Genomic DNA, 13,183 nt, shown 5'->3' with positions numbered 1-13,183 from the left:
TCAAATTTGTTTGAAAAATTAGTACTTTGCAGCACTGATCTTAATTAGGGAAAGAAACGAGAAGAAATTTATGAGTCAGGTATTGTACGATGAGGTACCTTCGCTGGACCTCGCAGATTTTTTAAGCGGAGATCCTGCACGGAAACAACGCTTTGTACAGGAGCTGGGCAAAGCCTATCAGAGCATTGGTTTTGTGGCCATCAAAAACCACGGCCTGAGTGATGCACTGACCGAGCGGCTCTACAGCACCATCAAGAAGTTTTTTGCCTTGCCAGACGAGGTAAAAATGAAGTACCACCGCCCTGAGCTGGCAGGCCAGCGGGGCTATACCCCAAAAGGTAAGGAGCATGCCAAGGGCCGCAATACCGGCGACCTGAAGGAGTTCTACCACGTGGGTCAGGAGGTAGAAGGCGAGGATACCGTTCGCAGCCAATACCCCGATAACGTTTGGCCAGCCGAAGTACCGGAAATGGAAGAGGTGTGTGTTACCGCCTACAAAACCCTGGAGAAAGCCGGCAAGCACATGCTGCAGGCCATTGCCCTGTTCCTGGAGCTCGATGAGCATTACTTTGAAGATAAGGTACGTAACGGTAACAGCATTTTACGCCCCATCCACTACTACCCTATTGAAAACCCCGATGAGGTACCATCTGATGCCGTGCGTGCTGCCGAGCATGGCGACATTAACCTGATTACCCTGCTGATGGGTGCCAGTGCAGACGGACTGCAGGTATTGCGCCGCGATGGCCAGTGGATACCCATTACCGCACTGCCAGAGCAGGTAGTAGTAAACGTGGGCGATATGCTTGCCCGCCATACCAACGACCGCCTCAAGAGCACCATTCACCGGGTAGTAAATCCGCCACGGGAAAAAATGAATACCAGCCGCTTTTCTATACCTTTCTTTATGCACCCACGCTCCGAAATGGACCTAACGGTGCTGCCGAACTGTATAGATGCCAGCAACCCCAAGCAGTACGAAGATATTACTGCCGGTGAGTTCCTGGATCAGCGCCTGGCCGAAATCGGACTTCGTAAAAAGTAATTGCTTAGCCTATGCCACAGCGCGGGCATCAACGGTATAGCTTATGTATAATGCCTGAAGGTTCAGTCTTATGAGCCTCAGGCATTATATTTTTCTAAAAGACGTATTCTTTTTTGCCTTAAGTGCATTTGGCGGACCTCAGGCACATTTTGCCATGATGTTCGATATTTTTGTGCGCAAAAGGCGCTACCTCAGCGAGCAGGAGCTTATTGAGCTTAATGCGCTCTGCCAGATCCTTCCCGGCCCTACATCTACCCAAACCATTACCGCCATTGGCTTTCGGCTGGGGGGACCAAACCTGGCCTACCTTACCCTGCTGGTGTGGGTATTGCCGGGTGTTACCTTCATGACCTGTGCTGCCATTGCCATTCACTTACTGGAACAGCACAATATCTCACTCGAGTTTACCAAATACATTCGTCCCATTGCCGTTGGCTTTGTTGCTTTTGCTGCTTACCGCATCAGCTTTAAAGTAATACACTCCAAGATCAGCCTGTTTTTGATGGTGGTGGCAGCGGTGGTTTCATTCTTTATAAGAACTCCCTATGTTTTTCCTGCCCTGCTGCTGGCAGCGGGCTGCGTAACCGCTTTCGATTATAAAAAGCATCCCAAGCAGGAGAAAGATCCTTTCCAGGTAAACTGGTCTAACTTTCTGCTCTGGGCCGGGGTGCTTATTACGGCTGCGGTACTGGGTGGCCTTACCAATTCACTGCCTGTACGATTGTTTGAAAACTTTTACCGGAACGGCAGCCTTATTTTTGGCGGAGGCCAGGTGCTGGTACCCCTGCTGTATACAGAGTTTGTAGAGTTCAAGCGTTATTTAACTTCAGAAGAGTTCCTGACAGGCTATGGCATAGCCCAATCGCTGCCGGGTCCCACTTTTTCTTTTGCTGCCTACATAGGTGCCATGAGCATGCAGAATGGCGGCATCAGCAGGCAGCTGCTGGGAGCTTTTGTAGCCGCTGCCGGTATTTTTTTACCGGGCACCTTCCTGATTTTCTTTGTGATTCGCTTCTGGAACAGGCTAAAGCAGTACAGGCCTGTGAAGGCCTCCCTCGATGGTATCAATGCTGCCAGTGCCGGCCTAGTAATAGGCGCAGCCATTCTGCTGTTTGAGCCCATCCAAAACACTCCGGTAAACATAGGCTGCATTCTTGTTACCTTTGGTTTGTTGCTGTTAACCAAGGTACCATCTGCCGTGATTGTGCTGGTGGGTTTACTGGCAGGCTGGTTATTTTAGTAGGTGTGGGGTATTAGGCGGTCAGGGGAGGGCGCCTGGGCAGGCCGTTTTGGGTAAGGCTTTACTTACATTAAAAATCACTGTGCCTTACCAAGCTTAAAACCACCTGTACTGCTTGCAGAGCATAGGCCAATGTTTTTATCTTAACGTTTAACAGGCATATGCACCCCGTGCACACCCGCCCTGCCACAACAGATTATTCGCTGATCTCTTAATTATATTAACACAATGGCCCTATTAAAATTAACCAGAACAGACTCGGAAAATCCTGATTTCAGGCGGCTTGTTCTCCTGCTCGATCAGGAACTGGCAGAAAGAGACGGTGATGAACATGCCTTTTTTGCCCAGTTCAATAAGATAGACAAAATTCAACATGTGGTGGTAGCCTATCACAACGACTTTGCCATAGGCTGTGGCGCCATCAAAGAATATGAAAACCGTGTTGCCGAAGTAAAAAGAATGTTTGTACAGAGCAGCTATCGCGGGCAGGGTATCGCAGGCCTTATTCTGCAGGAGTTAGAGCGTTGGGCATCAGCATTAAACTACCACACCTTAATACTGGAAACCGGCAAAAAACAGCCCGAGGCCATTGCCCTCTATAAAAAAAGCAACTATCACCTGATCCCTAACTACGGGCAATATGCCGGGGTGGATAACAGCGTGTGCATGAAAAAGACACTAAAGCAGGAACAGGCTGATCAGGCACCGGCACTTTAATAAACCCTTAGCCACAGCCATGCTACAATTCCTGCGCATCTCTTTATGAAACTACTCCTCAAGCTCTTCATCAGCCTGCTGGCATCTCTTATTGGTGTTATTATACTATATATAGTAGTAGCGCTGCTGCTCTCCTGTATACCCGCAAACAGGAATGCCACACAAGCCACAGAAGGTGTTGAAATCTACATTACCACCAATGGTGTACATGCAGATTTTACCGTTCCCGTTATTACCCCCACCATCGACTGGCGCAATCACCTACCCCTGCGGGATTACCCCGGGGCCAATAGTGGCTTTCAATATGTTGCTTTTGGATGGGGTGATAAAGGCTTTTACCTGCACACACCACAATGGAGCGACCTTACCTTATCTACTGCCGCAAATGCCATTCTCTGGCCCAGCCCCACAGCCATGCACGTAACTTATTACAGAAGGCCCCCGGTGCCTGGCAATAACAGTAGAAGGTTAGTTCTTAGCCCGGAGCAGTACCAGCAGCTGGCCCGGTATATACAGGAAAGTTTTGAAAGAACAGAAGATGGCAGATTTATCCTTATCAAAAATGCCGGTTACTCCGCCTTCGATAACTTTTATGAAGCCAGGGGCAGCTACAGCTTTCTGTACACCTGCAACAACTGGGTAAATGAAGGTTTGAAAGAAGTAGGGGTAAAAACTTCCCTCTGGACTCCCTTCGACAAAGGCATTATGTATCACCTGGATCAGGAGTGAGTAGTAGGTATCGTGTATTGAGTACCTGGCAAAAGGTTTAAGGATCTCTATTGGCACAAAAGCTAATTCTCCGTAGTAAGACCTATTCACTCATTTAAAATAACTGGCACAGGGTCGGAAGATTTCTTAACTTCGTTGTTTAAAGCGCAATTAGCTCATTATGGCTGTTAACCTGCAAGCAATAAAAGACGAGATTTTAGGCTATACTGTATCTACTGAAGAAGACCTGGAACAATTCCGGAGACAGTACATTGGCCGTAATAATATGATAGCAGCACTTTTTGCTGAAATGAAAAATCTGCCTGCCGAAGAGCGCAAAGCCTATGGCCAGCAGATCAATGAGCTAAAAGATGCAGCAACTGAAAAATTCAGTGCCCTGATTGCCCAGCTGGAGGCGAACGGACAGCAGCAACAGGAAGAACATCCCGATCTTACCCTGCCCCCAAGGCCAGATGCGCTGGGTGGCATTCATCCTATTACCGCTACCAGGCGGCAGATCATCCGTATTTTTGAACGGGTAGGCTTTAACGTATCCGAAGGACCGGAGATAGAAGATGACTGGCACAACTTCTCTGCCCTTAACTTCCCCGAGAATCACCCGGCCCGCGAAATGCAGGATACCTTCTTCATTGAAAAGAAGCCCGATATAGCCCTGCGCACCCACACCTCATCGGTGCAGGTACGGGTTATGGAAGGTCAGAAGCCTCCTATCCGCACCCTCTCTCCAGGCAGGGTGTACCGCAACGAGGCTATCTCGGCACGGGCACACTGTGTTTTTCACCAGGTAGAGGGCCTGTTTATAGATAAGGGTGTAAGCTTTGCCGACCTTAAGCAAACACTTTATTATTTTGCCAAGGAAATGTTCGGGCAGAATATTAAGGTGCGGTTCAGACCTTCCTATTTCCCTTTCACAGAGCCCAGCGCAGAAATGGACATCAGCTGCCTTATTTGCGGAGGCACAGGCTGCAACGTCTGCAAACACTCAGGTTGGGTTGAAATTTTGGGATCGGGCATGGTAGATCCCGCCGTGCTGCAAAATTGTGGCATAGACCCCGAAGAATACAGCGGCTTTGCCTTTGGTATGGGCATAGAGCGTATTACCATGCTCAAATACGGAATAAAAGACCTGCGATTATTTACTGAAAACGATGTGCGCTTTTTGCGCCAGTTCCGTTCGTTGATTTAGGAGTATGAGGCATGAGGCAGCCAGCCGTATTTTAGGTCAGGCCATAAAGGATCATGTAATACGAATATTTATAACGACAGGCATACGCTCCTGATGTTAGCGCAATGCACTGAAGACATACAAGTTTGTCTATTGTCTATTGTCTCCAATACTTAATTCTGCTCATATAAACATTTTTTATGCAGTTAAAAAATATTAAAACGGTAGGTATAGTGGGCGCAGGCACTATGGGGCTCGGTATTGCCCAGGTATGTGCACTGGCTGGCTACACCACCCTTATTTTTGATGCACGGCAGGAAGCGGTTGCCGCTGCCATGAGAAAAATAGAGGAAAACCTCGACAAAGGAATTGAGAAGAAAAAGCTGACCAGAAAGCAAAAAGACAAAGCCCTTAGCCGGCTGGAGCCAGTGGTGCACATCAAGGGCATGAAGGCAGATCTTATTATCGAAGCCGTGGTGGAGCGACTGGATGTAAAGCACCAGATCTTTGAATTCCTGGAAAAAAACAATGGACCGGAAACCATCCTGGCCACCAATACTTCTTCCATACCCATTACCCGCATTGCCGCTTCTCTGAAACACCCTGAGCGGGTGGTGGGCATGCATTTTTTCAATCCTGCCCATATCATGAAGCTGGTTGAGATCATTGCCGGAGCAGAAACCAGCGACAAAGTGGTAAAGCTTAGCAAGGCCTTTGCAGAAAAGCTTGGAAAAACTGCCATACTTGCAAAAGATGCGCCAGGCTTTATCGTTAACAGGGTAGCACGCCACTATTATGTGGAAAGCCTGCTTCTGGCTGAAGAGAACACTGCCGATTTTGCCGCCATTGACGACCTGCTGGAGTCCAGTGGCTTTAAGATGGGGCCGTTCAGGCTTATGGACCTGATAGGGGTAGACACTAACTTTTCTGTGACCACCTCTATGTATGATGCCTTCTGGCAGGCACCAAAATTCAGGCCCAGCCGATTACAGCAGCTGAAAGTAGATGCCGGCCACCTGGGCCGTAAAAGTGGGCGTGGGTTTTATACGTATGAAGAAGATAAAGATTAACCTCCTTGTTCTGTGCTCTTTTCTGCTGCTGATAGCGGCTGGCTGCTCCTCAGAAGACGAACCACGTACAGAGATTCCCTTTGTAACGGTAGACGTTGAGTTTAACCTGCAGGACCTGCGCTACCAGGAGCTACACACCAACGGCTGGATATACATGAACGGAGGGGTGCGCGGGCTCATTATCATAAAGGACAGCAACAACCGCTACCTGGCCTTTGAGCGCACCTGCCCCTACCACCCCCAGGAAAGCTGCGCCCAGGTAGAGGTACACAGCTCCGGCTTCTACATGATAGATGACTGCTGCGGCTCCCGCTTCGATAAAGCGGGTAATGTTACCACCGGCCCCGCCCAACAGCCCCTGCTCCAGTACACCACCTACCAGAACGGAAACTACCTGATCATCAGAAATTAGCCTTGCCTGCTTTTTGTTGACTGCCTGTTTCCCTGCTTTAGGTGTAACAATTTTGTTTGCTGAAGGGTATCTATAGCTGTAAGCAAACTAGTTCAGCTATGACAAAAGACCACGGCAACCAGATTAAAAACGATAAGCAGTACGAAGCGCTGCGCAACCAGGGATACAGCAAAGAAAAGTCTGCCCGTATTGCCAATTCAGATTCTCATGAAACAGGCAAAAAGGGAGGCAAAAGCGAAAAGTATGAAGACAGGACTAAAGAGGAGCTTTACCAGAAAGCAAAAGAAGTAGGAATAGAAGGACGTTCAAATATGAGCAAAGATGAGCTCATTGATGCCTTGAGAAATCATTAATCTTTAGAGCGATAAGCCTGCTAGGGCTTTTTTAGCCGCAGGCAACACCTTGCCCTCAAATACCTCGGGCCATGGGTTCCGTTTATTGTTATTTACCATCAGCTCCATCTCCTGCAAACACAGTACCGGCACACGCTTTCTGCCAAATTTCAGTTCACGAAGCTCTCCGTCAATCAGGTGCTTGGCCTTGGTAGGCGACACATCAAAAAACAGGCTGATGGTTTCCAGGCCACTCAGTAAAATAACCTTTGGCTGTGCAAGTGCAACCTCTGCCTCCAGCCATGGCAGGCTCTTTTCGCCCCATTCTTTGAAATTGAATTCGTCAGGCGCCACCTTAAAGTTGCCCAGCTTATTGTACTTGATTACATCCTTGCTGCTGAAGAGATACACCTTTATCAGGGTTGTGATCCAGCTATTGCTCCGCTGCAGGCCAAGCTTTTCCAGCACCTCATCCAGGTACTCGCTCCCCCCTATGCGGCGAATCTCACGACCATCAAAATAACGCTCATCTGAGTAAGGAAAATCTGCACTGTACAGGGGTACATCTTTCTGATCTTTTATTTCGTAGGTTTTAGCAGGCGGATAAAAGCCTACCACCATAGCCCCGCCAACAGCTGTTTCTGCAGGCACCACAACCTCTACAGGATTTCCCCACAGGTAGCTACGCTCTGCCGGATACCCAATACTCTTTTTGTACTGGCGATAACATTTCTTCTGGTAAGCTTGAATTTCCATAGTGCTAATTAAAAAATAGTGACCGGAAAAGAAGAAACAGACCCACAGACAGCAACACCAGGAGAAATTTCAATAACCAGCCCCACACTTCAACCAAATTGTAAAAAAGGGCATTTACAGCAAACGCTCAATGATGCTGTCAACCGTATAACCCTCGGCATCAGCCTTAAAGTTCCGCACCACCCTGTGGCGCAAAATTGGCTTTGCAACAGCCTGAACATCCTCAATATCAGGGGAGTACTTGCCATTGAGCAGGGCATTACACTTAGCAGCAAGCACCATATTCTGCGATGCGCGGGGGCCGGCGCCCCACTCAAGGTACTGATTGGTTAGCTCGTGTGCACCTGGTCTTCCCGGCCGGGTTTTGTGTACCAGTTTCACAGCATATTCTATTACATTATCGGCAATTGGCACCTGCCTTACCAGCTGCTGGTAAAATAAAATTTCTTCGGCCGTAAGTATCTGGTTTACCGTAGCCTGGCTGGCGGTGGTAGTGCTCTTTACAATCTCTACCTCCGACTGGTAAGCCGGGTAATCAAGCAGCACATTAAACATAAAACGGTCCAGCTGGGCTTCCGGCAGGGGGTATGTACCCTCCTGCTCAATGGGGTTTTGGGTTGCCAGCACAAAAAATGGACGTTCCAGCTTAAACTCCTGTCCTGCTATTGTTACAGAATACTCCTGCATACTCTCCAGCAGGGCTGCCTGTGTTTTGGGCGGGGTACGGTTTATCTCATCTGCCAGAATAATATTGGCAAACACAGGACCTTTGATGAACTTAAAATTCCGATCTTTATCCAGCGTTTCTGAGCCCAGGATATCGGAGGGCATCAGGTCTGGTGTAAACTGTATACGGTTGTAGCTTAGGTGCAGTGTAGCCGCCAGTGTCTGGATAAGGCGCGTTTTTGCCAAACCAGGTACCCCAATAAGCAAGCTGTGGCCCTGGCAGAAAATAGAGGTAAGCAGTAGTCTTACTACTTCGTCCTGCCCGATAATTACTTTTTGAACTTCCCGCTGCAGTCGCTTATAAGCTTCATGCAGGCCATCGGCGGCCTCTACCTCAGATGCAAAACGTTTCTCCATGTGTGAGTATTGGGTATTGGGTATTGAGTACTGGGTACTAAAGTAAAGACTTTCAATGAAGAAAGAGTTTTAATACCCAATACGCTATATCCAATATTAGTTAGCGATGTTACAATAATCGTATTCAGGATCAATATCAATAAATACCTCTCCTACTGCTTCATTAAACCAGCGCGCAACAATCCTGTTTTTCTTCTCGTTCAGGGCTGCTGCCTGTATCTTCTGATAATCATCTTTCAGGTTTGCCTCATGCGGTCCTACCTTAGACTTATAATAGACGATCCTAACGGCTGATTTGCCATCTGCAGTACGGTACGGAATAGGCTTGGTAATGTTCCCTACCTGCATGGTATCAATCACAAAATAAAGAGATGGGTCGATGTCTTCTACAGAAGTTCTTTGCGAGCCATCAGCATCCACAAAATATCCTCCGCTGGATTGTGTTACTTTATCTTCTGAATACTCTTTGGCAGCTTTGGAGAAGCTAATCTTTCCGCTTTCAATAACAGTACGAAGGCTGTCCAGGTACTGCTCGGCCATCCGGATATCTGCTTCGCTGGAATTTGGCTTCATCAGAATATGGCGGCTGTTATAGGTATTACCTCTGCGCTCAATTAACTGAATAATGTGGAAACCAAATTCTGTTTCTACAGGCGCCGAAATTTCGCCCGGCTTCATGCGCAGGGCAGTAGCCTCAAACTGTGGCGCAAGCTCACCCCTTTTCCAGAAGCCAAGTTCGCCGCCGTTGGCTGCAGAACCCGGGTCTTCAGAAAACTCTCTGGCCATTTCTGCAAAAGTTACCTCGTTAGAGAGAATGCGCTGGCGAATACCCTCCAGCTGCTCACGTACTTTAGCCTTCTGTTCTTTGCTGATAACCGGCAGCTTAACAATGTGGCCTACGGTAACCTCGGTTGAAAAATAAGGTAAGCTATCTGCCGGAATCTTACTAAAGAACCTGCGCACCTCTGCTGGAGTAACGGTTACATCCTGCGTAATATGCTCCTGCATACGCTGTACCAGCAGCTGCTCCTTCATACGGCCGCGCAGCTCTGCTTTAAACTGGCTTAGAGGCTTATTATAGTATTGTTCTATTTCTTCTTCGCCCCCTAGTTGCTGCACCATGTACTGCATACGGCGCTCCAGCTCGCGGTTAACCTCTGCATCGGTTACAGTAATAGAGTCAATTTCTGCTTTGGCAAGCATCAGCTTGTTTTGCACCAGGTTGCGCAGTACATCACACTTATTTACCGAACCAAACTGTTCGCGTGACTGCAGATCAAGGTAAGTAAGGTCAAGCTCAGACCTAAGGGCAATGTAGTTATCTACTTTAGCCACAATTTTATCTACTACCTGCCTGTTTGGCTGCGATGCTGCAGACTGCGCACTGGCAGCCAGGGAGCTCAGGCCAAAAACAGCCAGGAGCAGTGCTTTACAGCTATTTTTCATATACCTCAAAAGCATTGTTCTTACGTGCATTTTCATATATCTCTTCTTCCAGTCTGGAAGCCAGCTCGGTTTTTCGCCTGCTGACAATAATAGTTTCTATCTGGTCCCGAACAAACTCTAACGGAGAAATTTCGTCGGTTATTTTATAATCCTGAATTTTCAGGAAGTAAACGTACTCCTCGTCAGCCGTTTCTGCATACTTATTATTCTTTAACCATTGTACCTTGTTAGGAATTCCGGCCAAAGGCGTATTCATGATAAGCTCATCAAAATTTACCCACACCCCGTCGTCGAGCATATAATCCGTTGCAAAGCGATAGGCATAAGATTTTACCTTTTCCCTGTCGCCAGCCTTGTTCAGGGGCATAAACTCACGTAAGTTACTGAGCTTGGGAGCATTTAAAGGCACTTTCACAAACAAACCACGAATGATGTTCTGCTTCAGCTGAAAGTTATCTTTGTTGTTTTCGTAATACTGCTGCACTTCCTCTTCGGAAACGCTGCGATCCAGGTGCTTGCCTACATACTGCTTTTCATACTCATAGATCATGAGTGAGTAGCGGTAATCCTGCACCTTTCGCTCCAGCTCCTGCTGGTCTAGTTCTATTTTACGGGCTGCTTCGGAGATAAGCAATTGCTTGCGTACCCAGCTGCGTATATAACGGTCTGCCATGCGGCTGCTATCATCGGCATTAATGCCCTGGGGCAGCAGCTCCGCCAGGTCATTTAAATAAAGGTACTGGTCGTGCACCCGTGCCACAACCTTTTCACCATCGGCAGCGCTGTCTGTCTTGGGGCGAAAAAAATCGCAACCTGCCAAAAACAGCACTAACACAATAACCAGGTACTTATCTACTCTCCCCAACTTGATCCAACAGTTTTTGTAGCTCCTTTTTATTAACGCGCACTTCGTACTTATCGCGCAGGCGTGCCACCCATTGTTGCTCCAGGTAGGTCTGATAATCAGAAACAACCTGCCCGCGTACATCATCAAGCTTCTTAGGTCCTGCCGGCAGCACTTCGTTTACCACCACCAGGTATTGCCGCCCATCCTGCGTTAACCTGTAACGCCCCTTCTCCCATTTCACTACATCCACAACCGGATGATCGGCACGCTCAAAAGGCCCCTCTATTACCTGCAGGCTAAGGGGATTTTGGGTACTGAATATTTGCTCCAGCGCCGATGGCGACTCGCTTACCAGCCGTAGCATAACTGGTTGTTTTGCGCCTATCTTTTTAACTTCGTAACGCTCTTTTGCCAGGCCTGCCTGCTGCAGCTGCTCGCTAAACAGCGCTCCGGTTGCCTGCGGAGCCTCAATTTGCAGTTTGTACTCCGGCCTGTACTGCATGGCTGCTAACATTTGCCCCAGCTCCTGCTGGCTTTTTGAGCTAAGCTTTCCTTTTTCTGCCACAGGTTCGGGCAGTGCCCTGTTTGATACCGGGTAGGGCGCCTGATCGAGCATTGCCTCTGCTCTTTTCAGTACATCATCATTTGCGGCATTCAGTACCAGGCCATCCACCCGCTCCTGCCACTGGTATTTATCCTGGTTTTGCTGAAAGAACTGTTGCAGGCCTGTGGTATCCTCTATGGCTTTTGCCCAAACATTTTCTTCCATCAGCTGAAAGAGCAGTATGCCATCATGATATTCCTGCACCAGCATGCGGTAGTCTTCATACTTTTCGTCCAGGTGTGCTTCTTCGTAATCAATGAGCTGTTCTTTTTGCCAATCTTTGTAGAGGCGCTCCAGCAGGCTTTGCGGCGCTACTGCCTGGGGCGGGTAAGACAGATCATTTACCCACGCGACAAATCTACTTACGGTATAAGTACTATCTCCTATAGAAAAAAGGGTTTGGCTGGCCAATGCAGCTGGTTTGTAGCTCCAGCGGCCGGCAGTAAGGCTGGAATCTGCCTTCTGATAGAGGTTTTGAACTACAGACTTGTTTTCTGTAAAGCTGTTCTCTTTTTTCAGGCGTGCAATCAGGGCCTCTTCCTGCAGCTGTGAGCGGCTGTCGCGGCTTACGCGGGCCTCCAGCTCTCCCTGCAGTTCCTCAAACGGAGCCAGCGACTCCCGGTCCAGTAATTTAATGATATGCCAGCCGTAAGGTGTTTTTACAGGTTCTGATATGCTTCCCTTATCTTTAAGAGCAAAGGCCGACTTTTCAAACTCCGGTATCATCTGCCCGGTACCAAAGGGGGGCAGTTCGCCGCCTTTGGAGGCTGTTGCCTTATCTTCGGAGAATTGCCGCACCAGGGCATCCCACGACTCGCCCTGGACCAGCTGCTGGTAAATAGCATCAACACGTGCCTTTGCTGCAGCAAGCTCTTCTTCAGACATATCGGAGTGGGTACGGATCATTAGGTGGGCAACTTTGGCTTTTCCCTGCGAAGGCCGCTTATCGTGCACCTTTATCACATGGTAGCCGAAACGGGTACGTACCGGTGCCGAAACAGCACCAACCGCAGTATTATAAGCTGCGTTCTCGAAAGGGTAAACCATTTGCAGGGCTGTAAAATAGCCCAGGTTACCCCTGTTGCTTTGTGCTGAGGGATCGTCTGAAAAGCGGCGGGCCAGATCGCCAAAATCGGCACCGGCCTGTGCTTTCTGCCTTATTTCCTGTGCTTTTTGCCAGGCTGCCAGGGTATCTGAGGGTGAGGCTCCCTCTGGCAAAGCAAGCAATATGTGCGAAGCATTCACTTCGGTGCCCATGCGGTCGTAGGCTTCCTGCACCAGCTGTTCGGTAACGCTGCTTTCGGTAAGATATGGGCGGGCCAGCTGCTCTTTATAAGTAGAGAGCTCTTCCTGAAATGACTCCTGCTGGTGCAGTCCCATTTCACGGGCCTCCCGCACTTTCAGCTTAAAGTTAATGTAAAGGTCGAGGTATTCGCGCAGATCGGCATCGGCGGCAACTGTTGCAGTATCGCGGCCAACGCTGTTTTTGCGATATACATACAAAAACTCCTGTTCGCTCACCGGATCGCCGGCTATGGAGAAAATTGTAGTTTGGGAAGGGGTGTTGCCTGCACTATTGTTTTGCTGTGACTTGCATGCAAACAGCAGCAAACCACAAAGGGCCGGCAGATAAATATTCTTCATGTAGTTCAGCAGCCTATCACGCTCAAAATCAACCGCAAGTTTAACGAAAAAATGCGTCACAACCATATAGCACTATAAATGAAAAAAGCCCGT

Annotated in this window: 13 protein-coding genes; 8 read left to right on the top strand and 5 right to left on the bottom strand. The window is 48.5% G+C overall.

Annotated features, from left to right (window positions below; translation table 11 throughout):
- Positions 1-70: 70 nt before the first annotated feature.
- The 8 genes from KWJ01_RS05450 (at position 71) to KWJ01_RS05415 (ending at position 6,731) form a co-directional block, all read left to right on the top strand.
- Complete coding sequence (locus tag KWJ01_RS05450) at positions 71-1,045, top strand: isopenicillin N synthase family oxygenase (RefSeq protein WP_224995411.1); 975 nt, start codon at positions 71-73, stop codon at positions 1,043-1,045.
- A gap of 70 nt (positions 1,046-1,115) precedes the next feature.
- Entirely contained in the window at positions 1,116-2,285 is a 1,170-nt protein-coding gene (gene chrA / locus KWJ01_RS05445; protein ID WP_224995410.1) for a chromate efflux transporter, read from the top strand.
- Between the two features lie 228 nt (positions 2,286-2,513).
- Positions 2,514-3,002, top strand: coding sequence for a GNAT family N-acetyltransferase (locus tag KWJ01_RS05440; RefSeq protein WP_224995409.1), 489 nt, complete (start codon positions 2,514-2,516; stop codon positions 3,000-3,002).
- Positions 3,003-3,047: 45 nt separating this feature from the next.
- On the top strand, positions 3,048-3,731 hold the full coding sequence (locus KWJ01_RS05435) for a TIGR02117 family protein (RefSeq protein ID WP_224995408.1): 684 nt from the start codon (positions 3,048-3,050) through the stop codon (positions 3,729-3,731).
- Between the two features lie 160 nt (positions 3,732-3,891).
- Positions 3,892-4,917, top strand: coding sequence for a phenylalanine--tRNA ligase subunit alpha (gene pheS / locus KWJ01_RS05430; RefSeq protein ID WP_224995407.1), 1,026 nt, complete (start codon positions 3,892-3,894; stop codon positions 4,915-4,917).
- Between the two features lie 179 nt (positions 4,918-5,096).
- Positions 5,097-5,966: a 3-hydroxyacyl-CoA dehydrogenase family protein gene (locus KWJ01_RS05425; RefSeq protein ID WP_224995406.1), complete on the top strand. Its 870-nt coding sequence runs from the start codon at positions 5,097-5,099 to the stop codon at positions 5,964-5,966.
- The gene (locus KWJ01_RS05420) at positions 5,947-6,378 is read left to right on the top strand and encodes a hypothetical protein (RefSeq protein ID WP_224995405.1); all 432 of its coding nucleotides are present in this window, start codon (positions 5,947-5,949) and stop codon (positions 6,376-6,378) included. The genes KWJ01_RS05425 and KWJ01_RS05420 overlap by 20 nt, the downstream gene beginning before the upstream one ends.
- A 98-nt stretch (positions 6,379-6,476) precedes the next feature.
- Positions 6,477-6,731: a Rho termination factor N-terminal domain-containing protein gene (locus tag KWJ01_RS05415; RefSeq protein WP_224995404.1), complete on the top strand. Its 255-nt coding sequence runs from the start codon at positions 6,477-6,479 to the stop codon at positions 6,729-6,731.
- 3 nt (positions 6,732-6,734) lie between these two features.
- On the opposite strand, the gene KWJ01_RS05410 is transcribed toward KWJ01_RS05415, so the two are convergent.
- The 5 genes from KWJ01_RS05410 to KWJ01_RS05390 all read right to left on the bottom strand — a co-directional run bounded on the left by KWJ01_RS05410 (position 6,735) and on the right by KWJ01_RS05390 (position 13,090).
- Positions 6,735-7,466 (bottom strand): hypothetical protein, encoded by a 732-nt coding sequence (locus tag KWJ01_RS05410; RefSeq protein ID WP_224995403.1) that lies wholly within the window; start codon positions 7,464-7,466, stop codon positions 6,735-6,737.
- A gap of 114 nt (positions 7,467-7,580) precedes the next feature.
- Positions 7,581-8,549 (bottom strand): MoxR family ATPase, encoded by a 969-nt coding sequence (locus KWJ01_RS05405; protein WP_224995402.1) that lies wholly within the window; start codon positions 8,547-8,549, stop codon positions 7,581-7,583.
- Between the two features lie 96 nt (positions 8,550-8,645).
- On the bottom strand, positions 8,646-9,995 hold the full coding sequence (locus KWJ01_RS05400) for a peptidylprolyl isomerase (protein WP_224995401.1): 1,350 nt from the start codon (positions 9,993-9,995) through the stop codon (positions 8,646-8,648).
- Positions 9,985-10,860, bottom strand: coding sequence for a peptidyl-prolyl cis-trans isomerase (locus KWJ01_RS05395; protein WP_224995400.1), 876 nt, complete (start codon positions 10,858-10,860; stop codon positions 9,985-9,987). The genes KWJ01_RS05400 and KWJ01_RS05395 overlap by 11 nt, the downstream gene beginning before the upstream one ends.
- Positions 10,844-13,090 carry a peptidylprolyl isomerase gene (locus KWJ01_RS05390; RefSeq protein WP_224995399.1) on the bottom strand — a complete coding sequence of 749 codons (2,247 nt, stop codon included), beginning with the start codon at positions 13,088-13,090 and terminating at the stop codon, positions 10,844-10,846. Before KWJ01_RS05390 ends, KWJ01_RS05395 begins: the two co-directional genes overlap by 17 nt.
- Between the last annotated feature and the right edge of the window lie 93 nt (positions 13,091-13,183).

This window comes from Cesiribacter sp. SM1 (genome assembly GCF_020178975.1).
Taxonomy (GTDB): Bacteria; Bacteroidota; Bacteroidia; order Cytophagales; family Cyclobacteriaceae; genus Cesiribacter.
This window is presented reverse-complemented; position numbering and strand designations above follow the sequence as displayed.

Coding starts and splice junctions, on each gene's coding strand:
- KWJ01_RS05450 (WP_224995411.1), top strand. CDS start 71: ATGAGTCAGGTATTGTACGATGAGGTACCTTCGCTGGACCTCGCAGAT.
- chrA (WP_224995410.1), top strand. CDS start 1,116: ATGAGCCTCAGGCATTATATTTTTCTAAAAGACGTATTCTTTTTTGCC.
- KWJ01_RS05440 (WP_224995409.1), top strand. CDS start 2,514: ATGGCCCTATTAAAATTAACCAGAACAGACTCGGAAAATCCTGATTTC.
- KWJ01_RS05435 (WP_224995408.1), top strand. CDS start 3,048: ATGAAACTACTCCTCAAGCTCTTCATCAGCCTGCTGGCATCTCTTATT.
- pheS (WP_224995407.1), top strand. CDS start 3,892: ATGGCTGTTAACCTGCAAGCAATAAAAGACGAGATTTTAGGCTATACT.
- KWJ01_RS05425 (WP_224995406.1), top strand. CDS start 5,097: ATGCAGTTAAAAAATATTAAAACGGTAGGTATAGTGGGCGCAGGCACT.
- KWJ01_RS05420 (WP_224995405.1), top strand. CDS start 5,947: ATGAAGAAGATAAAGATTAACCTCCTTGTTCTGTGCTCTTTTCTGCTG.
- KWJ01_RS05415 (WP_224995404.1), top strand. CDS start 6,477: ATGACAAAAGACCACGGCAACCAGATTAAAAACGATAAGCAGTACGAA.
- KWJ01_RS05410 (WP_224995403.1), bottom strand. CDS start 7,466: ATGGAAATTCAAGCTTACCAGAAGAAATGTTATCGCCAGTACAAAAAG.
- KWJ01_RS05405 (WP_224995402.1), bottom strand. CDS start 8,549: ATGGAGAAACGTTTTGCATCTGAGGTAGAGGCCGCCGATGGCCTGCAT.
- KWJ01_RS05400 (WP_224995401.1), bottom strand. CDS start 9,995: ATGAAAAATAGCTGTAAAGCACTGCTCCTGGCTGTTTTTGGCCTGAGC.
- KWJ01_RS05390 (WP_224995399.1), bottom strand. CDS start 13,090: ATGAAGAATATTTATCTGCCGGCCCTTTGTGGTTTGCTGCTGTTTGCA.